We start from the raw sequence: 21,907 nt of genomic DNA, 5'->3' as shown, positions 1-21,907 counted from the left end.
TCTCATCGTGCCTGCGGAACGATATCGCGTTCCCAGCGCTCGGCCCATTCGGGCAGTTTGGACGTCAAGCGCGCCAGGTCGGGAAGGTGCAGCGTCTCGAGGTCGGCCTCAGTGGTAATCTGACGGCTGCGCAACGCCTCCGGCACGTCGATGTCACCGCGCGCACTTCCGACCTTGTAGCCGGCGACCCAGGCCTCCTGACTCGTCTTCTCCAGGAAGAAGTCGATGAATTTCATCGCCGCGGGTTTATTCTCGGCGCCGACCGGCACATTGAGCGTGGCGATCAGCGGGATCGTGCCTTCCTTCGGCCTGACGTAGTCGACAGGAACGCCTTCATCGACCATCAGTTGCGCACGTCCGTTCCAGAACGGCATGACCCAGACCGTGCCTTCTCGCATGTAGCTCTCAAGGATCGCCGAGGATTGCTCGAACCCGATCGCGTGCGCCGAGACGCGTTGCATGGCGGCAAAGCCCGGCTCGATATTATCGAGGAGGTCACCGCCATTGCTCACCGACATCATTTCAAGCAGATAGACCGCCATGATGTTTTGAAAGGTCGGAAGGATGATCTTTCCATCAAGTGCCGGATCGAGGAGGGCGGACCAGGAGTCCGGCGCGGCCTTCAGAGTGTCTGTGCGATAGAGCAGCGAAAGGTACTGGACTTCATGGACGGCGCCACAGGGGCCTGCCGATTGCGAAAGGCTGGGTGCAAGCTTGCCGAGATTGGGAACCAGAGCCGCGTCAAGCTTCTCCAGAAGCCCATCCTTGCAGCCCTGAAGCGACTGCGACGCGGTCATCACCGCGACATCAAAGCCCGGACGACCTCTGGTCGCCTTGATCTTGGCGTAGTCCTGCTGCGCAGAACCGACGGCGTCATAGACGACGTCTATCCCGTAACGGTCCTCGAACGGCTTGATGATCCTTTCGTGGATAATGGCCTCATATGGCCCGCCGTAGCTGTTGAGGACCAGCGTTTCGGCGCCGGCCAGTCCGGATTGCCCGGCAAAGGTAACGGAAAAGATCAATGCGAAGCATCGCTTTGTTCCCACGATTTTTCTCCCATTCGTGTGTCTTTCACGGCGAATGGTGCTGGGTTGGAGTCCGTGGGTCTAATATCGTTCGGCTAGGATTATTGTCCTGTCGCAATCAATGGTTCGCGTCATCGAACAAGGAGTTCGGCTACAACGGAACAAGCTGGGCCCCTGCCGGACTGCGATCTGTAGGCAAGGCTGGGAGCCACCCACAGAGGCTCGACAAATGTCGCGACTTGGAGATTGCCTTCAAATGCAAGATGCAACACCCGTTGTCTCCCCGCGATCACGATATCTCAGGTGACTTGCAACACCTCTCCGGTGTCATGCTTTTTCACGAAGTCGACCCGTGAGCCATCCCAGTGATAGCTATAGTGACGGCCTTGCATCGGAACCGGGATTACGTCCGGCCAGAAGATGCCGATGCATAGTCCACCCGGCATCCGAACGCTGTTCCACAAGACGCCGTCGCTTCCTGCGGCGCGCAGGGCATGCCCCTCCAACTGCGACGCTGTGTAGTCGTCTGGATGCAGGGCATCCGGCACCGCGCTCACATCATCAAGCTCGCGGTCGATACTGCCGATAAGAACACGGAAGTCAGCCGTCCAACCGGGTTCCTCGCTTGTTGCTCGCATGAATCTTTCATGATGATGAATGGTTTCGGCAACAGCAACGTCTTCACTATCGCCGGCATAGTAGATCCCGTAGCGACCGTCCGTGAAGCGGCCAGGCCGTAACGTGGAACAATGTACGAAGGGCGCCATGACCAGACTTGCGCCCGGGCCGGCCACGCGGCGACCAGCCGGAACCTTGCCAAGGTCACCGACCTCGAGGCGAATGCGTGGATTGGTTTTTTCTTCTACAGATACGAGCGCTTCCCAGTCGCGAGGGTCGGCGATATCTTCAAAGAGATCGATCGGCGGATAGATCGAGCGGATGATGCGATAGGTTTGCGGCCATTGAACGAGGGTGCGGACGGCCAGTCCACTCACCATGCACCGCGCTCCGCATCGATCCATTCACGCATTGCGGATAGATCGGACATCTCGCCGCGCAACATCATTGCAAGAGCACCTTCGCCAGCAAAGGCGGTGTTGGGCTTGCGAATCCAAGCGTAGCTGCGCGCCGGCTCGTTGAAGAGATAGCGTAGCCCTTTGTGGATGCCCATCAGATGAGCCATCCTCATCCTCAGATCCCGGTCGATTCTGCCGATGTTACCGTCTTTCCATCGAGCCCAGGTGCGCGCAGAAAGGCCGCCAAGCAGGGTGCACGCCTCGGCATCGGAAAGCTCCCAGGCCTTGAACAGATTGACGGTCGTGCGTGCCAGCGCTCCGGCTTCCTCATCCGTGATAACACCGTTGTTTGTCGCAGCAGGCGTGGCAACAATCGGTTGGAGCAGCATATCGCACCTCACTTTCTGGCATAAATATAATCCTATTTTGCCAATTGGCAAGCAAGCTGCGATGAGTGAGGTGTTCAGCGCACCGGTCCGTTGATCCTCGAAAGATCAATACGGATCTCAGAACGCCCTGAGGGGGCTCCGACGGAGTTTTTGTCAGTTTCAACGGGGTCAGTTTGAAGCCCGTGAGCCTCATCAGGTGTGCCTTCTACGGCATCATCAACGGCAGTTTCAGCATAGGAATCCGCACCCTGCGTCCGAAACACCTTGGCGCCCTCGAATTCCCCTGTCTTCCAAGCATGAACGGCGTCCTCGAAAACCTCTGGCAACACATCCTTCTCGTTGGAATTGCCATACCACTTCGCAACGATCCGCAGGATTTTTGCAAACATCGTCGTTCCCATGCGCAGGTTGTCACAGGCATCGAGGAGATCCGGCCTCGGATCGGTCGTGTCTTTGAAGACGAAGCTGGCTGGATATTGCGTGATCCCGACACGCACAACGGAACTGACGACATGCCGGCGGATGATTTCCATTGCCTCGCCACGTGTCCTTGCCTTCGGCACGAGGATCAACCGATCACCCGATCTGACCGTGATGGATAGCGGATCCAAGGATCCGGCCGCCTCGACAAACCGCTCGACGATGGCAGGCTTCAGGGATTGGTCGGCGCATTCTTCGATCAGCGCGGCATCGATCATCAGGCGCACCCATCAGGTGTTGAACGAAATCACGACCGGCTTGCCGAAAAGCCGAGCCCAGGCGACCGCGCTTGCGCGCTGGACCGAGACGATCGATGTGGCTTGCGTCCACCAGCCATTGCCGATGGCCACCAACACGTCGGGAGCATGCGTCATCGACTGAAGGAAGGGCCAGACGAGCAATTGTTCGTAGCAAATGAGTGGCGCGATCCTCAGCCCTTCGATTTCCGCAACCGGATTGGCAAGGAAATACGCTCGCGCACCGCCCGATTGTCCGAGCAAAATGCGCCATGGCTGCCACATTGAACCGGGTACGGGCATGCGCGCACGATAGAACACGCTGCTGCCCATCGACGTAACCAGAACCATGACACTGTCATAGCCATCCCGCCCGGCCAGCGCTGCGCCGGCAACCACACCGACTTCGAGACCACTCAAGCCATCGGTCCAGATACGCTCGACGGTCGGCGTCCAGAAGCCGAGCGTGCTTTCCGGCAGGACAATCAGACGGACGCCTTGCTGAGCCTCGTCCCGAACCGTTGCAATCAGGTCACGGTGCCATTGCAAACTGCCCTCACGGCCAAGAGCCGCACCCAGTTTGAGATCGACGCCGCGCCACCCCTCGGGTGAGACTGGGTCCGTCCAGAGAGCGGCGGACCAAAGCCAAAAGCCAGATATGGCGATTGCTGCAGCCGGCCAGAGCCATGTCGTCAGGACTGCAAGGCCGGCTGCAGCAGTGGCAAATCCAAACCATCCCCATCCCGGAAAAACGACGCCGGCGGCCGTGATCGGGTGTGCCCATCCTGTGATGCCAAAAGGCGGAGCCGCCATGAGTACGCCGGCTATGATATAGCGGACGGCCCTGCCTTTTCCCGACCGTTCTGACCAAAGCGCGGTGTGGACAGCGACAAAGGCAAAGGAGGCTGCCAACCAAAGCAGAAGACCTGACCAGAGGTCCACCTCATAGTAATTGGCGACGCCTTGCGGCAGGCCGCGCGACGCCGCGAGAAAATAGCCCGCGGAAACGAGAGCGGCACCTGTCCGCGTCGGTGCTTGTGACCATAGAACCGGAAAGGCGAACGCCACTGGCAGAAGCAGAGCTTTCCCGCTCCATCCAACCCAACCGGCAGCCACGGAAAGAGCGACGAGGCCCACGACAAGGCAGTGTTCACGGCGCATAGGTCACCACCTCTCGGGCACGGCCAAGCATGCCCGACAGCGGGAGCGGACCGAAATATCGGGAATCGTATGAACCGGCGAAGCTCGAAAAAAGAAAGACGTGCCCGACAGGTACGATGCCACTGGCAAATGGCTGTAGTTTCCTGCCCGCGCCATCCCGCACGGCAAGCCTCGAGTGCGGCAACGCCTCGCCATCAACGCGGATATCGGCGCCGATGTCGACGCGCTGTCCCCCCACGGCAACAACCGTCTTGATCAAAGGCGCGAGTCCACCTGGGCACAGGCCGAAGCGGAGATACCCTCTGGCACGCGCCTTGCGCATGACACCGTTGACCGGTGGACAGATGAAGATGAGATCGCCCGGCATGACCGGTCGATCGAGTGGCTCAATCCGCCAGAGGCCGAGCGGTTCGCTTGGCGTAACATTGATGCGGCCGCCGAACGTCCCGAACACGACGATGCCGGCGGCACCGATGGCGGCCACCGTCATCGCTGCTGCGACAAACCGCCATGATCGGCGTCGACGACGCGTGGTAACGAACATGCCAACGGTCATCTCGGATAAAGCCCCTTCGCTTGTGTCTGATGCAAGGTTTCTGCCTGCTTCAGCGCCTCCGTGGTGCGCGCTGACGCGGCGAGTTTCTGGACCGTACGCATGGAGATCCACGCCTCGTGGACTTCGGCTTTCTGTGTCGGGTTCATTCCCGCTGTAACACTGGAAAACACTTGGCCGTTCGCGTCCTTGGCCGCGATCCCGAGGAACGCGCGCTCGCCGAAACGGGCGTTGACTGCCATGGTGAAAGCTTCCAGCTCCGCTTTCACCTGGCGGTCGGCTAGGGCGAGTTCAACACTCGCAGGACGATCATTGCGTTCGATTGCATCGCGGATACCCTCAAGGATCTGCCTTGCATTTTCAGACAGGGCAGGGATCGCGATTGATGCCTTGAGCCGAGCCGCGCTCTCTTCCATCTCATGGCGGCGTTCCGTCTCGGCGCGCGAGCGCAGATAGCGTTCGAGATTTCGAGCCAGTGCGGCAACATTGGCAAGCGCACGCTCTCGATCCTGCTTATCCGTGCGGCTGGCGAAGACGCCGGTTTTGCCTTTCAACGCGCCGAACCTTTCCGGTTCTGCGCCGATCCTGGCAATGGTCAATTTCGCTGTGGCATCGTCCTTCAGCATGGCGTCGACATCGACGGCCTTGAATGCGGTGTCCGGCTGCGCGTAGACGAGGTGGAAACGCTTCGAGACATCCTCCCATTGGATCTTCAAACCGGGGTCGGCGGCGACCTTTTCCTCCACCGCCTCTTCGAGAGATCTCGCGAATGTCGTGACGCCAGAAACTACAGGCTTTGCCTCCTGGATTGCTTCCGCGGTTCTGGTGCTTGCGGATAGACCGAGCTTCTCGGCGATGGTGACGAAGCGAGCACCGAGGTCGGCAAGCCTCGGGCTCTGCCGAATGGTCCATTGAAGACGATCACGCATGAGGGTGCGGGCGACATTGACGAGATGCAGTCCGCGGGCTTGTGCGAACCTAAGTGCATGGCGGTAGAAGGCACTCTTCTCGTAATCGAGTGTCGTTTCCTTCGCATTTCTACGCGATAGGATCGGAATCAATCCGCCGCTCTTCGAGAAGGATCGGCGGCCGTAATAGACACCGAGATCCTCGCGATGGCGGGTCATGGCGACATAGGTGAGATGGCGGTCGAGCGACAACGATGCGAGCACCTTCACCCGGTCAACAGTCGCGCCCTGGGATTTGTGAATCGTCGTTGCGTAGCCGAGATCGACGTTTCGATAGTACCGTTGTTCGACAGTCACCTGACGCCGGTGCTCCCCCTCGCCGATCTCGGCGACGATCCGGCCCGGCGCGGCTTCCACGACCTTTGCCAGCATTCCGTTCTTGACGCCGAGCGAGCCCTCATTCTTCAGGAACACGATCTGGTCGCCGGTGGCAAACTTGCGCTTGCCATCCTCAGTCCCGAACACAAATCCTTCAGCGACGATGCCGCGTTCGACGAGTTTGGCACGAGCCATCTCGTTGAGCATCCGGACATCACGCCGAAGGTGTGCGAGGATCAAGCTGGTCTTTTGCGGATCGTAGTCACGGTTCCAGTCGGCGATCAGATTTTCGACCGCTTGCGTCTTTAGCTCCGACCCCTTGAAGTACCCATGCGCACGATAGGCATCGACGGCCTTTCCCACGTTGCTCCGCGCCAGATCGAGCGAGGCCTCGCGCATCCAGTGCTCGCGCTGGCGGTAGATGGTTTCGAGTTCCGCGTAACCGATGCGGTCGGCAATTGCCCGGAAAGCGGCACCCGCCTCGATCGGCTGGAGCTGTTCCGGGTCACCGATCAGAACCAGCTTGGCCCCAGCCTTCGTCGCCGCTTCGACGAACATCGCCATCTGCCGCGACGAGACCATGCCTGCTTCGTCCAGAACGAAGACGGTCTTATCATCGAGCTGGTTGCGGCCCTCGTTCCAGCGTAGCTCCCACGACGCCAGCGTGCGGGACCAAATGCCTGCATCTTTCTCCAGTCCCTCGGCAGCTTTACCGGCGAGCGCCCCACCAACGACGCGATAGCCGGCCGCTTCCCAGGCCTCTCGGGCCGCCTTCATGATCGTGGTCTTGCCGGCACCAGCGCGGCCGACTATGGCCGCGATCCGCGTGGCCCCTGTGACATGTGTGATCGCGGCCCGCTGTTCCTCCGACAGGCGGGCATGACGCGAGAATGTCGTCTTCAGAACCGCTTGCCCGACACCGTGCGACGAACGGTGAGATAGCCAGATCGCGCGATTGGCCATCTCGGCTTCGAGCCGGATCAGTTCCCGTGTCGTGTACTTGGCAGTAGCCCGTAGGCCGGTAACAAACTCAATCCGCTCGCGTTCAAGACGGAGTGTCTGAGGGCTCTGTAGGATCCTTGCCATCAGGCCCTGGAACAGACCGGCATCGTCAATATAGCGATGCAGGATCCTGGCTACATCTTGGCTGTCAAAGACGCTCTTCTCGCGGGTGATGAGGTCGAGGACAAGTTCCGGACTGCGCTGAATGCGGCAGGCGTTTTCCGCGCGTCGTTCTTCCTGCTGCTCCAATCGTTCAAGCGAAAGAGTTTGCTTGGTAGCCTTCGATTTCCGCTCGATCGCCTTTGTCCCGACCCCGAGATGAATGGTCGGCGCCAGTTCAATCCCTTGTTTTTCGAAGGACCGGCCGTCAATGCGGATGTCGATGCCTGCAATCGCCAGATGCCGGTTCTGACACGCGAACCAGCCATCGCGGAACGTGTTGAAGTCATCCGCGCTCCCCGCCCAAAGTTCATAGACGATCTTGCCGGAAGCATTGCGCATCGGGTTACCATCAGGTCCGAGCACGGCGACCTTCTTGCCGCCGAAACTGTCCATGGTGAGCGGGCGCAATGTTGTCATTAGATGCACATGCGGATTGCCGGGTGCGTCGTGATAGACCCAATCCGCCACCATGCCTTTCGACGTGATATGCCTTTCGACGAACTCGCGGACGAGCGCGATGTTCTGCTCTGCGGTCAGCTCGATGGGAAGTGCGATGGTTACATCCTTGGCAAGCTGCGCATCGGCCCGCTTCTCAAAGGCTTCGACCCTGTTCCAGAAAGCTTCGGAAGCGCCCGAGACCGAGCGATCAGCAACCATGCTCTTGATCCAATCAGGAGCATCAGCCGGGAAAACGAACTCCTCATGCAGCAGGCCCTGTTTACGGGTGTAGTCGATCGTCCGGGCTTCCCGCTCGTAATCCATCTTGGCGCAGTGGCGATAGGCCGCCGACAACACCGCGCTGCGGCCGGAACCACGGGCGACGACGCTGACGGAGAAGTGTGGGACGGCCATGGCGGTGTTCTTTCCCGGTTGTAAACGAAGTCAATGGGTTCGTCGGGAGGGAAAGGCTCGGACTGGGCCTCAAGCAAGGGCGTCGCGTCAGCGACGTATAATTGCGCCCTTGAAAGCCGCTCTCTTGGAACAGCCGGGATGATGATCAGAAGCGTTGGCTCCGCCAACTCTCATTTGTGAGAGTAGATCGGCGCGCCGATCTCAAGGAAGTTCATGCCGTTCAAAGTTGAAACGGCATGAAGGGACCGATCGGGAATGAAGAAACCCTCCTCGAAAATTCGCGAAGAGATCGCGAGGCTCCACGAACAGCTGAAACAGGCCGAGACACGGGAAGCCGAACGGATCGGCCGCATCGCGCTCAAAGCCGGGCTCGGCGAGATAGAGATCGACGAGACCGAGCTGCAAATAGCATTTGAGGAATTGGCAAAACACTTTCGCGCAGGCAGGCCTCGGTCGACTGCCGGAAAGATTGCCGGTGGAGCTCGCGCTGGCGCCGCATCGGGCGCGACGGTCACGTCTGGCGCGCATGCGGGCGACGGCAGCGAGGCTTGACCGAATGAGCCGAACGATCACATCCAACGACCGGAAAAAGGACACGCGCGAGAAGATCGAGCTCGGCGGCCTTATCGTCAAAGCTGGGCTGCGCTACGAAAAGCGCGCGCTTCTTCTCGGAGGCCTGATCGATCTGGGCCGCCGGCTGCAGGCTGACGCAGGCGAGCGATCGCGGCTGATGGAAATTGGCGCGGAGGCCTTCGGCAATGACCGCGATTAGGATCGCGCTCTTTGCTGCACCCATCGCGCTGATGATCCTGGTCACCATCGTACTGACGGGTATCGAAAATTGGCTGGCAGCGTTCGGCAGCACGCAGGCTGCGCAACTGACGCTCGGGCAGGCGGGTGTTGCCTTGCCCTATATCTGCGCTGCGGCGATTGGAACTGTCTTCCTGTTCGCTTGTGCCGGCTCTGCCAATATCAAGCTCGCGGGTTTCGGCGTTTTCACCGGATCTCTCGCAACGATGATCATCGCCGCAGTTCGTGAGACAATTCGGCTTTCAACGGCGAAAGGCCAGGTGCCGGCCGGTCGGATAGCGTTTTCCGACGTGGACACAGCGACAATGTTTGGCGCAGCGGCCGCCGCAATGGCCGCATGCTTTGCCTTGCGCGTATCGCTCATGGGAAATGCTGCTTTCGCACAGCAAGAGCCACGACGCGTGCGCGGCAAGCGCGCGCTTCACGGTGAAGCCGACTGGATGAAGCTGCGGGATGCAGCGAAACTGTTTCCCGAAGCTGGCGGTATTGTGATTGGCGAGCGTTACCGCGTCGATAGGGACGGGGTCGCAGCCCAGTCTTTTCGAGCCGACAATCCGGATACTTGGGGCCGTGGCGGTAAGGCACCCCTTTTGTGCTTCGATGGCGCATTCGGCTCGTCGCACGGCATCGTCTTTGCTGTCTCCGGTGGTTTCAAGACGACGTCGGTAACAATCCCCACCGCGCTGAAATGGGGCGGCACGCTTGTGGTCCTCGACCCTTCCAATGAAGTTGCTCCGATGGTCACCGACCACCGCGGCAGCGCGGGACGGCAAACCTTCGTAATCGATCCGAAGCGGTCGGAAACGGGCGTGAACGTTCTGGACTGGATTGGCCGGTTCGGAGGAACGAAGGAGGAGGATATAGCCTCTGTCGCGTCTTGGATCGTAAGCGACAGCGGGCGTACAAACGGTATCCGCGACGATTTCTTCCGCGCTTCGGGACTACAATTGCTGACTGCACTTATCGCCGACGTTTGCCTGTCCGGGCACACGATAAAGGAGTGTCAGACGCTGCGGCAGGTCCGCAAGAATCTGGCCGAACCGGAGCCGAAACTTCGCGAACGTCTTCAGACAATCCACGAGAATTCGCGGTCGGACTTTGTAAAGGAGAATGCCGCTGCTTTCGTCAACATGACGCCCGAAACCTTCAGCGGCGTCTATGCCAATGCAGTAAAGGAAACACATTGGCTTTCTTATCCCAACTACGCGGCATTGGTGTCGGGATCGAGCTTCTCCACGGACGAACTCGCGGCTGGGACAATCGATGTCTTCATCAACATAGACCTCAAGACGCTCGAAACGCATGCGGGATTGGCCCGCGTCCTCATCGGATCGTTTCTGAACGCGATCTACAATCGCGACGGGGGAGTAGATGAACGCGCGCTATTTCTGCTGGATGAGGTCGCCCGCCTCGGCCACATGCGCATTCTGGAAACCGCCCGCGACGCTGGCCGCAAGTACGGCATTGCTCTGATCATGATCTACCAGTCTATCGGCCAGATGCGAGAAACCTACGGTGGCCGCGACGCTGCCAGCAAGTGGTTCGAGAGCGCAAGCTGGATTTCGTTTTCCGCCATCAACGATCCGGAAACGGCCGATTACATCTCGCGTCGCTGCGGCACGACCACGGTCGAGATCGACCAAGTCAGTCGAGGCTTTCAAGCGAAGGGGTCGTCGCGCACGCGATCGAAGCAGCTCGCCGCCAGGCCGCTGATCCAGCCACACGAAGTTCTTGAGATGCGCGCTGACGAGCAGATAGTCTTCACCGCCGGCAACGCGCCGCTCAGATGCGGCCGAGCGATCTGGTTTCGGCGCGAAGACATGAACAGTTGCGTCGGCTCGAACAGGTTCCATCAGACCCATGGGAATCTCGGAAAGGTAAAATCCGAGCAATCCGAACAAGACGCATTGAATGGATAGGTCATTATCCTCCTCGCCAATCCCAGGTCGCTGCAGTGCGCCCAACCAGCGCCTCACTCCCAATCAACGACGTCCCGGTATCGATGAAGAGCGGGACCTTGATCGCGACAGTCCCATTTCGCCCCTTCGGAAGAAGTGACAGATCACCTCGCCGCGACGCGGACCCGGCGGCCTACGGCGGCGAGGAATTGAGCGAGCTGTTGCATGGTGATTTCTTTTTTCGAATTGCTGATATCGCGGAGATCGGCTGCCGGACGGTGGGCGCACCTGAAAGGCCGAAACGGAACTGGAGGATCTTCCGCCTCCTGAACCTTGCTTCTGCGAGGAGCCGCAACGCACGAGGAATATTCTAATGAAGGCGGTTGCGACCAACATCCCCGATGTCAATGACAAGAGATCGACTGGAGAGCTGCGACTTCTTGCTCCTGGCCGTCGCTGAACGTCGGCGGTCTGGTAGCGCACGTGAGATGCCGCCCTCAGAAGGGCGGTTGGGCTTCGATGGAACCGTCCTGTTCGGCCAGCATCACGACCAGCTCGGCCTGGGCGAGTTCGAGCTCCGCTTCGATCTGGCGGCGCTCGGCGCTGTCAAAGGAGCACTTCAGTTCAGCGCGAAGTTCTTCAACCTGGATTTCGAGGGTAATCGTCATCTTCGTCTCCTTGACGTTTGAGAAAGATGACGCCCGCCGACGTGGTGGCGGGTTGGGGTCAAGGATCGCGCAAGCGACCGCCGGCGGCGGCGAGTGGGGGAGCCGGAATGCGCCAGCATTTTGGGGGAACCGCGACGTCCTTGAGGCTGGCCCGGCTCCACGGCATGATTGCCTCGATATGAGCAGACCCCACCTCTCCGTATGGCGCCCAAAGCCGAAGGCGGGTTCGATGCCCGCCTTCGGTTTCGTCAGAACGGAAGGGAGGCCCCGCCTGAACGGCGAGGCCCATTGGCTGGGATCTCAGTCCCGGTTGGAGAGCGTCGCGCAGATCGGAGCCGGAAAGCTCGGGTCGTCCAGCTTGACCTAGAGGAAGACTTGCTTCCGCGAATCGTGTCGCGCACCTCTTTTCATGCGGCATGACGTTGATCACACACGTGATGATGTGAGGACTGGCTCTATTCGCGCCTGCTTCACTTGGTAGCGCGCGCGGCGGAAGAATTTGGCCCTGCTCCGAGAGAGGCACGAGATAATGATCCTTTTCGAAGCAGACGGAAAGGATCCCTTAAGGGCAATTGACTGGCGCGTTGGCAATACGAAAATGCCACCAATTGCGTGTGGAGATCGTCCGCGTGGCGAGATGAAACGGGAGTGAGCGCTTGTTGATGTCTGCGTGGCGGACAGCGCAAACGGACCTTGTCCGGTTCGACGAGGGGCAGGCTCATGAGCGGCAATCTCAAGGGCGATGTGTAGGCGGCAACTTCATTGATCGCCTCATCGGCACGACGGGCGATCGGCTTGGACGGACACCCGACAGGTCAGGCGATGAGGTAGGGCATCACAGGCGAATAGCGTAACATGACATACACCTGTGGCGGATGCAGCAGGAAGGCGTTGGCAACTTCAAGATCTCAATCGGGACCACGCGATGAGCAATGTCATCCAACAAGGTCGTGACGAACGCCGCTGGCCCCCGGTTCTGGCAATCATTGCGGTCTACGCTTTTTTGCAGGTTCTACCGCATCACGTCTCCGCGCTGCCTCGATGGGTGTCATTCGGGGTCCTGATAGCAACTATTGCTCCAATGATCATGGTGACGATGTCGACCGAGAATGCTGTCTGGCTGCGGATCGAGCACGTTGCGATCCTGCTCCTTTCCAGTCTCTACGTTGCCAATACGGCGGCAGAACTTGGCGACATGATAGGGATCATCACAATACACCCGCCCGAGACGCGAAAGGTGTCGTTGTTGAGTTCATCGTTTTCGATCTGGGTCACCAACGTTCTGGCGTTCTCGCTTCTCTATTGGCAGGTCGATTCTGGTGGTCCCTCACGCATCGCGCGTGGGATATCAAGGAGACCTGATTGGCTCTTTCCCCAGTCGTCGGCTCCCGAATTCGCATCAGCCAATTGGCGGCCGCTCTATGTCGACTATCTTTTTCTGGCGTTTAATACCGCTACGGCTTTCAGCCCTACCGACGTGCTGCCGCTCACGCCGCGCGCGAAGCTCCTGATGATGCTCGAAAGTGCCATCGCGCTCCTGACACTCGTGCTCGTGGCCGCGCGTGCAGTCAATGTCATCCCGTAGTGTCTTAACCGCGATTGCGGGCTTACGGCCACTCCAAGCTGCTGGACCCTCTGGCCTACGTTGCGCCATGCGTTACGCAAATTTCAGCGGGGTGGGCGGCCATTGGAACCTCAGTGTACGAAGCACAACGCCAGTTATGTTGTGCCCCGAGCCATCAGCCGCCGAGGCGTCAAGTCCGATGAGCGCGCCTGCTCTCCTCCCATGAAACCCGCCTCCAGCGGAAGGGATCGTCCGGCAAGTCCAAATAGAAGCGGGCGCCGGCCGACCAGTCCTGCGAGGGTCCGAAGTGAGCATGATACATTCGCCTTGGACCTATCCGGTGGTGTAAGGCCGCACCAATGATGTATCCAAGTAAAGCGCATCCGGGTTCCGCGCCGTGGTTAAAACGGGGCAGAACCGAGTAGCGATTTTGGCGATCGGTTCGCTGTTCGTCCGGTACACGCGTTCACTTCATCAATGTGGGATTGGTCCGGTAGAATTTGCGTATATGGGCACGGGGCGATCTGGAAGAACACCCGGGGGAGAAACATGGTCTCTGTTGATGCTAACCAGCTTTCGAACATGATTAGTCACGCGGTCGCGCCGGCGTTCATGCTCAACGCGGTCGCTGCGATGGTGGCGATTCTGGCCAATCGGATTTCCGGCGTAACGGAGCGGATCAGAATGCTCCGGGAGCTCGACGAAAGCGATGCCCGAGCGTGGTTGAAGAAGGAAATGGCCGAACTGCGGCGGCGAGAACGTGTGCTCAACAATGCACTTCACCTGGCCGTGTTGGCAGGAATCGGCGTCACGTTTCTGCTGATCTTCGGATTCGTCATCGCCTTTGTTGGGTACCGCCACGAACCAGGAGCCGCCGTTTTGTTCATGGCGGCTCTCGGCTTTCTGGCGGCGTCGCTCTTCCGCCTCCTGCAGGACATCAGGCTCTCCCAGATTGAGCAAGACGACTGCAATTCGCCGAAATCGCCAATGCGCTGACGGGCCGCCATCCCAGTCGACGCGGGGCCGCCGCCGCCCACCGGACCCCGGCCCGTCGCCTGGATTCCGGGGTGAAGAAGTAGTCCTCGCGCAGGCCGACGACCGCGTCCACCCACGTGGCACTGTCCTCCCGCTCGACATCGACTGGACTCTTACTCCACCGAACTCATCAAGCCGGCCATTCTGATCTTCGAGCAGAGCGTAACTCCGGAAGTGCGTCACGCCGACGCTGTAGGCCAAGACGCAGCGGGGCTTGTGCGGATCAGCTCCCATGTGATGTAGAACACGTCGCCGGTGATCCTTTAGCGATCATACCGTGCCTCAGCTAGCATGACGGCGACGTCGAGATTGTCAAAACTGACCAACGAAAACTAAGTCATCTTACCTATATTGGTGCGTCCCAAGCCTTGCCGATTTCATCCTTCAGAGTCTTTCGATTCCTTTTTGGCCTGCCCTCTGTCGAGCTTGCCGAACTCGGTCATGATGCTAACCAGAACGCTGCCCGTCCATCCGAACGTAAACAAGCCCGACACCGCCATGATCGGCCCGATTAAACGCCAACTATCAGGTAGTTTTACCGTGCCTTCACCAAGCGTCGTGTAGCTCTCCAGGACGAAGTAGTAGCTGTCCCGCATTGAAGGGATTATCCCCATCATCGATATCGGCGCTGCCCACACGAGAGTCTCAGCGAAATGAAGGATTGCCAGCGATCCGATCGCGACCGCAAGCAAGAGATTGATACGCCAATGCGGCGTGGTGTTGTTCACGAGAACCCAGGACCTGCTGAAACGCCGATTGATCGTGCGAATGCCAACGCCGTGTACCAACATGATCAAAATGACCATGACGGTCCCAAGGGCTATTTCAAGAATTGGGTTGGGAGCAGATAATTTGTCCATGGTTATCCAAGGGCAACGCGCCCGATCCGAATTAGCGAGCGGGCGAGGTTCAAGTGTCGCCAAAAGCCAGAGTTTCGACGGCACAGTAGTGAGCGTTGCAAAGTTGCTACTTTGGGAACAAGAACGTAACGATTGCACGAACTCCCCAGCCGTCAGGCCCGTTTTCCGGCGATTCCGCCCAGTAACGCGCGCCCACGCCAAAGCTCACGGGCTGTTCGTCGAACTTTACCACCTTGGATACCTGAAAGTTAATTGGAACCGACCAGTCATTGGTTTCCCAGTCATAGGTACTCTCCGTGTTCAAGGAGAAGGTCCAGGCTTCCGGCGTGGTGTAAGAGATGAACGGTTGCAGGAAGGTCGAGCTGACATCCGTTCGGTCGCTCTGTCCGGCAAACGACCAAACATGGTTTGCCAATATCCCAAAAGTCCAGGGCCCGTCTTGCTTGAGAGCCACTCCGGTCGGCCCCGCGCCCCACTTTCCGCTTCCAAGCAACTCGTCGGTTGCTGTGGGAATCAGAAACACCGGGCCAACACCCCAGATGATTCCATCGGTTGGCTTGACTGGCGACAGGAAGAAGCTCTGCAGCGTATCACCGAGGCCGAACTGGCTCCCCGACGGTCCGGCAATGTCGTCTTGCCAGGTCACAGGCAGGATCGTACGGGAAATCAGGTTCCAGTCTGCATTGAGCGAAATTGGAATTACTGGCTGGATGTTCACCACGGTATGATCGCCGTCGTTCGGTCCGTAGCCCTGATCGTAGTTGAATTGGAATGGAACGCTGATCAGCGACGCAATTGGGTTTGAGAGCTTCTTCGCTAGCTCCTCGCTGCTGGACTGGGCATGCGCCGATGCGGTGATGGACGTGAGAAGGACGGCGTAACTCAAGAGTTTCAGCGAACCTGATGCCACAGTCATGCTCCTACCTGCGTGTAGTTTCAAACAACCGATGGAGCCATGCAGGAACCCCCCAGATCGCATGCTGCAGCCGACGATGATTGAGTCTTGTTTTCGTCGCAAGTGCAGGGCAACCACACACGGCAAAAAAGGTGGGCGGTGACAACCGTTCCACAAATGCAAATACTGGCAATTCCACAGTTGCGCACCGGGTGGTGCAAATTCCTGCTGTCGCAGCCGCACCTCGTAATTCGCCCGCGGCTTGCGTCGATCGGAGTTCTAGGTACGTCATGGCATCGATAGCGTTCGTGAGGCTGCGACCGATGAACGACGCGTCCGAGGTGAGGCAGGCGACCGACGCGCGCGCCGCCGATCGCCCAGTGTTGCGGTCCTCCGCCGCGGGCGCTCGAGGAACGGAAAAGGGGGATGGGGCTCTACGGCGATGTTCCGTGCTGCTTCAGCATTGCTGCAGATGCCGTATTCGACGAGGTAGGCCCCGCTGATGTAGCGGGGCCATGATCTAAGTCTCAGTCCCGGTTCAACCGCGACCAGATGAGCTTGAGGTCAACTTCACCTTCGACCTCTGCAAGTGTTGCGTAGATCGGGGCTGAGAAGCTCGGGTCGTCGAGCTTCACCGAAAGATAGTCGCGGCCCTGATCGGAGGTCTTCTGCCAGGCCGCGCCCAGTTCGACGTTACCGGCGTAGATGCGGAAATGCGGCCCCTTGTCGGAGGGGTTCTCGACCCTGGCAATGCGAGCCTTGACGTTGAGTGCGAGGGTGCGGATTGAGCCGTTGAAGCCGTTTTCGGTGGAGGTGAAGGTGCCAATGGTTGCCATTGTCGTGTTCCTTTTCGCTGTGTCGGGCCGCACCATTGCGGCCTCGATGGCTGTCGCAAGGACCGGGGACGATTGGTCCGCACCCATAGGGCCGCAATGGAATGGAGGGCGGCAAGTCGCAGTTTTGTTAGTGCGCGAGGAATGGCGGCGCAGCTGACAGGGGTAAGAAAACTGCGACTTGCCGTTGCGGAAGGACGATCGAGGCGCAGCCGATCTTCGGTCAGACACGCCTCATCGAGACCGCCGAGGGAGCGCTGTCAACAGCGGATGAGCGGGACATGGCAATCGCAGCCTCTGACGAATGGAGCCTCCCGATCGGCGTCGTATGTTCGATCCATTTTCCGCAGGCCGCGATGTTCGTCGAATACGGTGTCTAACACCTGACGGGACGGTTGCATCCAACAGGCCCAACGAAAACGTTCAGTCGCGACTGGTCGCCTGAAGGCGAGGTGGTGTCAGGCAAAGCCGATTATCGATGTCCCACGCCAGTGAACTTGCCGCGAAATTCAGGATTTTTGCAGCATTGGGAACACCATTCCAAATGTAATGGCAGCGATAGCAACGAACTGGGGAAGGGTCAGCATTTCCCCGAGCACTACCATCCCGATCACTGCCGTCGTCACTGGAATGCACGGCATGAATAGCGAGGCCTGGCGCGGGCCGAGTTGATGAACCGTATAGGTGTAGAGAACGATCGCAACCGCACCGGCAAGGAAGCCCTGGATCACGAATTGCGTCGCAATCTCGGCTATGGACGCAGCTGCGAGACCACTCGGCGCCACGGTGTACAACAGGGGCAGCGGCAAGCAGGAGAAGAGGACAGCGGCGATCGCCGCCGTTATCGCGTCGACGGACCAGAACCTCACCAGCACCGCATAGAGCGCGAACATGATCCCCGAACCCGCAAAGAGCAGATCGCCGCGCAGGGTGTCGCCTGTCTTGAGGGCTGCGGGGGAAACGAACAGAAGCAGTCCGCCGATGATCGCGCCAATGCCGATGATGCGCGCGCGGGAAACCTTGTCCTTGAACACGAGGCGCGAGAGCAGGAACGAGAAGAAGACGATGGAGGCGGGAGACAGGGCTGCGGCATGGGCGGCCGGGGCGTGGGTAAGCCCCTGATTGATGATCAGGGTGTAAGGCAATCCCACCAGCAGTGCCAGCAGACCGGCTTTGCGCCAGCCTAACAGCCTCAGCTTTGCCGTGCCGGTCTTCCATAGCACCGGCAGGAAGACGAAAAGAGCGCCAGCAAACCGCAAGCCGACGATATCGGCGGCGGTCAGATGTTCGCGCAAGCTGAAGCGGGCGGCCACGAATTGCACGGTGGTAATCGCGACGAATGCTGCCCCTGCTATAACAGCCATCCGCTTGCTGCCGTCACTGTCTGCGAGGATCGAAATGCGCACTCTTGCCTCCGTAAGGGCAGGGGGACCCGGCCCGGCCATCGGCAGGCGACCGAATGTGCCGGGAAACAACGATCACATCGTATTGCTCAAGCGTGCGTGCCTGAATATATTGATTTCGTGATTTTGAAGTGAATATAACTCTATTATGGAGAAAACTGCGTGAAGCACGAAGCTGCCGAACTCGACGCAATCGACCGCAACCTGCTGAGGCTGCTGCAGGAAGACGGCCGCCGTACCACGCTCGAACTGGCGAGCCGGGTCGGCTTGTCGCCGACTGGGGCGAGCCAGCGCGTCAAACGTCTGTTCCGGGAGGGTTATGTAAAAGCCGTCAGGGCGATCCTTGATCCGCAGAAGGTCGGCCGGGGAACAGTGGTGTTCATTCAGGTCCGCCTCGATCACACCGCTCCGCACATTTTCGAGCGGTTTTCCGAGGCAATCTCAAATGCATCGGAAGTATTGGAATGCCACATGGTCATCGGCGGCTTCGACTATCTCGTCAAAGCGAGAATTGCCGACATGTCGATGTTTCAGGACTTTCTGGAGCGGGTGATCTTGCCTTTGCCCGGTGTAAGGGAGACCCATACCTACGCATCCGTTGCAGATGTAAAGCCTGACGCCCTGTTGCCGATTTGAGGCTTTGACGCAGGACTTCCAACTAGAAACGTCGAGCAGGGCAAATCGCGCGAGTGCTGATGAACTGCGATCCCTTACCCTTCCGGCCGTTTCCCTCGGGTCGTCGGTGCGCTTGCCTGAGCGACACGGTATGGATCTCGACACTAGACCGGCAAACTGCCCAAAAAAGTCAAACCGTTCTTGGCGGGCCCACGCAGCAAAGAATGGCGAAGAAGGCTGCCTCTACTGCATGTATCCTTAGATCGTATTGGCTTTAGGGATACATGCAGCAATTCAAAGCGCTACAGCGACCTTTGCGCGTCCAATAAGACGCGCGGCGCTGTAGGTCGCTCCTTCGCTTCCTTTCAGCCTTGGAAAGCCAGGAGATAGTCGCTGGCCTCGGACGCCTTGCTGGCGGCGGTGATGAACGCCTTGCGGTCGCCCTTCAGAATCTTGATCCAGCTGGCAAGATACTTGGCGTGATCGGCGCGAGGCTCGGCCGAAACGCCCAGGCGGGCGCAGAGGAACGCTGCACCCAGCTCGGCGACCAGTTCTTCGGCGGCGTAGGCGTCATCACCAAAGCGCTTGCCGAACTCGCGCTGGAGGCGCGGCGCACTCCAGTGCGTCAACTCGTGAAGAGCGACACCATAATACGCCTCGGTGGCACTGCTGGTAGAGGTGCCGGTGAAAAGATGTCGTGGGGGCAAAACGATTTCGTCTGTGCTTGGCCGGTAGAAGGCCCGTGCGCCCTCGTGGCGGATGTTCGCGCCGCTGGCGGCCACAAGCCCATCGGCCAACTCAATTGGGGAGACTTGGTTGTCCTTGGGCGTGCGTACTTTCTCGGGTTGGCGGCCATTGATCTGGGCGGCGTTGAACACCCAGCTCAGGCGGGCGAAGGGAATGTGGCGGCCATTCTCGTCATCATCGCCGACGTCGTCGCCCTTGCGCTCGAGCATTTTGAACCAGATGACCGGGGTAGCTTTTTCGCCCTTGCGGACGCTCGCGCCGCTTTCGGACCACTGCTTGAAGGTCGCCCATTGGTTTTCTGCGTAGCCGGCCTCTTGGGCGGCGACCCACAGCATGAGGACGTTGGTGCCGCGATATTCGTGGCCTGACACGGCGTTGACCGGCATGGTCAGCGCCGGGCCCATCCAGGGACGCTCGCAAGGGCCGCAGTTTTCGAGGGCTGCGAGAATCGTGTCGGTGATGATCTGATAGGTGTCGCGCTTGGTTTGCATGGGTAGCTCCTTTCTGGACCGCCTAAGCGGCGGGAGCTTCCAGCAGCGGAAGGTCACGAGTGGCGCGAGCACCCGCAGGGCCGAAACGGATGTGGAGGAGGGCTTGCCCTTGCCTGCGCCGCGGCCTGTAGCAGCCTGCTCCCCTACGCCGCGCCGGTCCCTGAAAAAGCCGATTGCCCATGCCCGCGCGATCGCCGGATTATTGCCGGGCTCCGTCGCCCTCGTTTGCGGGCTTGCGTATCTGGTGAGGATAACCGGAAGATGCGAAGCCGGTCGGGTCAGGCCCACCAATTCGCATTAAGGCACCAGCCGCTGCGGATTTCTGCAGGCCACGCGCGAAATGGCGACCTGGTGGTGGTCGGGCGCTTTGTCAGGGTGAAACCCCGTGATCGGTTGCGACGCAGCGGGGGAGGCGGCGCGCCAGGGCAACTAGAGAATGGCCGCCGCTGCGGTCGACGGGGGTGTTTATGCTCAGGATGGCAACGAGAAGAGCCGCCCGCGGGCGTCCCCGAGCGGGCCGGTTGCGTGAATGCCAGTGGCGTGAGAATCAGAACAGCGTGAGCTAGGTCCACTTGATCGCCTATCGAGACCTGCTGACGGCAGTTGATACCGGGTCACTTTCCGTCAACGGTGAGGTGCGCAGGCCAATCCATGCGGTCGCACTTCAAGAAATCGGAAGTTACTCCACAAATTCGACAGAGACGCCCGGTTCGACCATTGCGGCCAATTCCTCTACATCCCAGTTTGCAAGGCGCACGCAGCCGTGCGAACCGACCTTATCGATGAGGGCAGGCTCCGGTGTGCCGTGGATGCCGTATGTCGGTTTCGAAAGATCGATCCATACGGTGCCAACTGGCCCATTTGGCCCACTGGGTATTGTCAGAACTTTCCTGTTGTCGCCCTGCTTGAAGTTGATCTTGGGGTTGTAGACATAGATAGGCATTCGCGCCACGCCCTTGACCTTGTGCTTACCGGAGGGCGCAGGTGTCTCGGAACTGCCAATTGTTGCTGGATAGACTGCCAATAGGGTACCGTCTTCGCCATAGGCATAGAGATGTGCCGTCCGTCTGTTGGCCTCGATCCGTTTAACCTTCCCGGTCTTGGGCGGGCCTGGCATCGTTACCGATATCGTTTCGCCGACGGCAAAGGACGATTGCGGGTTGAGCGCCTTGATTAGATCGATGTCCATATGAAAGCGCTCGGACAACTTCTCCGCCACGCTTGTATAACCGAGGTGATCCATCCGGGCTTTCTCGCCGTAGTCCGCCGGGATCGATTGAACCAGGCCGGCCGTATCTGCCGCGGTGATTTTGTAGCTGTGAACGACCGGCGCATTGTTGTTGAGACGAGCGATAACTTCCGGATCGAGCTTGCCGTCGGAAGGTAGTCCGTGCATGGCCTCAAAGCCTGCGATTGCTTTGCTGACATTCTCGCCGAAATACCCGTCGATCACGCCTGGGGACGCCCCGGCGCGGTCCAACAGCACTTGAAGCTGCACAATGGCAGGGTCCGGATTGTCTGGAGGTGCCAACGAAGTTGCGGCTGTGGAGATAGAACCGAGCGACGCCCTATTGATTGTCTCTGGCAAAAGTTCGAAACTCATGGCAGGGCCGCAGATCAGTGTTGATACCGTAAGTGCTGCAACAAATTTGTCTCTGTTCATGGGCTTCCAACGAGTGTCGGTGTGCATTGTTCCAATTCGACGCCCCGGGGCGGAAAACAACGATCGGAAGTCTTGGCCATGCGGTGATCTGCACCTGGCAGATGGCCCTGGTAATGGGTGTGCCGGTGTGCCGCGGAAGGGCTCTGGATGCGGTACCAACATGATCTCGGCGCCCTATATGGGATCTGACATGCCCGGTTGCGGACGCTCATCGCGGCTGTTGAAATACGGCACATCCGTTTAGGCAGGAGCCATGGGCG

At 59.4% G+C, this 21,907-nt stretch carries 20 protein-coding genes and 1 pseudogene; 6 read left to right on the top strand and 15 right to left on the bottom strand.

Annotation, left to right across the window (positions count from 1 at the left end; all coding sequences use genetic code 11):
- Nucleotides 1–2 precede the first annotated feature (2 nt).
- From BKP54_RS17270 to traA, 7 genes are all read right to left on the bottom strand, one after another.
- On the bottom strand, nt 3–1,025 hold the full coding sequence (locus tag BKP54_RS17270) for an ABC transporter substrate-binding protein (RefSeq protein WP_245317856.1): 1,023 nt from the start codon (nt 1,023–1,025) through the stop codon (nt 3–5).
- Between the two features lie 302 nt (nt 1,026–1,327).
- Nucleotides 1,328–2,026, bottom strand: coding sequence for an RES family NAD+ phosphorylase (locus BKP54_RS17265; protein ID WP_084814636.1), 699 nt, complete (start codon nt 2,024–2,026; stop codon nt 1,328–1,330).
- Nucleotides 2,020–2,433 carry an antitoxin Xre-like helix-turn-helix domain-containing protein gene (locus BKP54_RS17260; protein WP_084814635.1) on the bottom strand — a complete coding sequence of 138 codons (414 nt, stop codon included), beginning with the start codon at nt 2,431–2,433 and terminating at the stop codon, nt 2,020–2,022. The genes BKP54_RS17265 and BKP54_RS17260 overlap by 7 nt, the downstream gene beginning before the upstream one ends.
- A 74-nt stretch (nt 2,434–2,507) precedes the next feature.
- Nucleotides 2,508–3,131: a TraH family protein gene (locus tag BKP54_RS17255; protein ID WP_084814634.1), complete on the bottom strand. Its 624-nt coding sequence runs from the start codon at nt 3,129–3,131 to the stop codon at nt 2,508–2,510.
- Nucleotides 3,132–3,143: 12 nt separating this feature from the next.
- Nucleotides 3,144–4,310, bottom strand: a complete 1,167-nt coding sequence (locus tag BKP54_RS17250; RefSeq protein ID WP_084814633.1) for a conjugal transfer protein TraB — start codon at nt 4,308–4,310, stop codon at nt 3,144–3,146.
- Entirely contained in the window at nt 4,300–4,854 is a 555-nt protein-coding gene (traF, locus tag BKP54_RS17245) for a conjugative transfer signal peptidase TraF (RefSeq protein ID WP_245317849.1), read from the bottom strand. Before traF ends, BKP54_RS17250 begins: the two co-directional genes overlap by 11 nt.
- 8 nt (nt 4,855–4,862) lie before the next feature.
- Entirely contained in the window at nt 4,863–8,165 is a 3,303-nt protein-coding gene (traA, locus tag BKP54_RS17240; RefSeq protein WP_084814631.1) for a Ti-type conjugative transfer relaxase TraA, read from the bottom strand.
- A 255-nt stretch (nt 8,166–8,420) separates the two neighbouring features.
- Here traA and traC point away from each other — a divergent pair, with 255 nt between their 5' ends.
- From traC to traG, 3 genes are read left to right on the top strand one after another with little or no spacing between them, the layout of a single operon-like run.
- Complete coding sequence (traC, locus tag BKP54_RS17235; protein ID WP_084814630.1) at nt 8,421–8,717, top strand: conjugal transfer protein TraC; 297 nt, start codon at nt 8,421–8,423, stop codon at nt 8,715–8,717.
- A gap of 4 nt (nt 8,718–8,721) precedes the next feature.
- Nucleotides 8,722–8,937 (top strand): type IV conjugative transfer system coupling protein TraD, encoded by a 216-nt coding sequence (gene traD / locus BKP54_RS17230; protein WP_084814629.1) that lies wholly within the window; start codon nt 8,722–8,724, stop codon nt 8,935–8,937.
- Nucleotides 8,924–10,894 carry a Ti-type conjugative transfer system protein TraG gene (gene traG / locus BKP54_RS17225; RefSeq protein ID WP_084814628.1) on the top strand — a complete coding sequence of 657 codons (1,971 nt, stop codon included), beginning with the start codon at nt 8,924–8,926 and terminating at the stop codon, nt 10,892–10,894. The genes traD and traG overlap by 14 nt, the downstream gene beginning before the upstream one ends.
- Before the next feature lie 476 nt (nt 10,895–11,370).
- Here traG and BKP54_RS36085 read toward each other — a convergent pair whose 3' ends face one another.
- A complete protein-coding gene (locus BKP54_RS36085) occupies nt 11,371–11,541 on the bottom strand; it encodes a hypothetical protein (protein ID WP_198956843.1) in 171 nt (56 codons plus the stop codon).
- 925 nt (nt 11,542–12,466) lie between these two features.
- Between BKP54_RS36085 and BKP54_RS17215 the strand changes: the two genes are divergently transcribed.
- Nucleotides 12,467–13,126 (top strand): hypothetical protein, encoded by a 660-nt coding sequence (locus BKP54_RS17215; RefSeq protein WP_084814626.1) that lies wholly within the window; start codon nt 12,467–12,469, stop codon nt 13,124–13,126.
- 528 nt (nt 13,127–13,654) lie between these two features.
- Nucleotides 13,655–14,101, top strand: a complete 447-nt coding sequence (locus tag BKP54_RS17210; protein ID WP_084814625.1) for a DUF2721 domain-containing protein — start codon at nt 13,655–13,657, stop codon at nt 14,099–14,101.
- 9 nt (nt 14,102–14,110) lie between these two features.
- Here BKP54_RS17210 and BKP54_RS37310 read toward each other — a convergent pair.
- The 5 genes and pseudogenes from BKP54_RS37310 to BKP54_RS17190 form a co-directional block, all read right to left on the bottom strand.
- A pseudogene (locus BKP54_RS37310) lies at nt 14,111–14,454 on the bottom strand (hypothetical protein); the annotation flags it as partial.
- 63 nt (nt 14,455–14,517) lie between these two features.
- The gene (locus tag BKP54_RS17205; protein WP_057213821.1) at nt 14,518–15,000 is read right to left on the bottom strand and encodes a hypothetical protein; all 483 of its coding nucleotides are present in this window, start codon (nt 14,998–15,000) and stop codon (nt 14,518–14,520) included.
- A gap of 106 nt (nt 15,001–15,106) precedes the next feature.
- A complete protein-coding gene (locus BKP54_RS17200; protein WP_057213824.1) occupies nt 15,107–15,916 on the bottom strand; it encodes a hypothetical protein in 810 nt (269 codons plus the stop codon).
- Nucleotides 15,917–16,422: 506 nt separating this feature from the next.
- Nucleotides 16,423–16,731, bottom strand: a complete 309-nt coding sequence (locus tag BKP54_RS17195) for a DUF736 domain-containing protein (RefSeq protein WP_057213826.1) — start codon at nt 16,729–16,731, stop codon at nt 16,423–16,425.
- A gap of 506 nt (nt 16,732–17,237) precedes the next feature.
- Entirely contained in the window at nt 17,238–18,134 is an 897-nt protein-coding gene (locus tag BKP54_RS17190; RefSeq protein WP_245317848.1) for a DMT family transporter, read from the bottom strand.
- A 159-nt stretch (nt 18,135–18,293) separates the two neighbouring features.
- On the opposite strand from BKP54_RS17190, the gene BKP54_RS17185 reads away from it, so the two are divergent.
- Nucleotides 18,294–18,767 (top strand): Lrp/AsnC ligand binding domain-containing protein, encoded by a 474-nt coding sequence (locus tag BKP54_RS17185; protein ID WP_084814624.1) that lies wholly within the window; start codon nt 18,294–18,296, stop codon nt 18,765–18,767.
- A 344-nt stretch (nt 18,768–19,111) separates the two neighbouring features.
- Here the strand turns inward: BKP54_RS17185 and BKP54_RS17180 are convergent, their stop codons facing one another.
- Complete coding sequence (locus tag BKP54_RS17180; protein WP_084814623.1) at nt 19,112–19,984, bottom strand: zincin-like metallopeptidase domain-containing protein; 873 nt, start codon at nt 19,982–19,984, stop codon at nt 19,112–19,114.
- 679 nt (nt 19,985–20,663) lie between these two features.
- Complete coding sequence (locus BKP54_RS17175; RefSeq protein ID WP_084814622.1) at nt 20,664–21,647, bottom strand: L,D-transpeptidase; 984 nt, start codon at nt 21,645–21,647, stop codon at nt 20,664–20,666.
- Nucleotides 21,648–21,907: the final 260 nt, after the last annotated feature.

Origin of the sequence: Ensifer sp. 1H6 (genome assembly GCF_001976035.1) — a bacterium.
GTDB classification, from domain to species: Bacteria; Pseudomonadota; Alphaproteobacteria; order Rhizobiales; family Rhizobiaceae; genus Ensifer; species Ensifer canadensis.
This window is presented reverse-complemented; position numbering and strand designations above follow the sequence as displayed.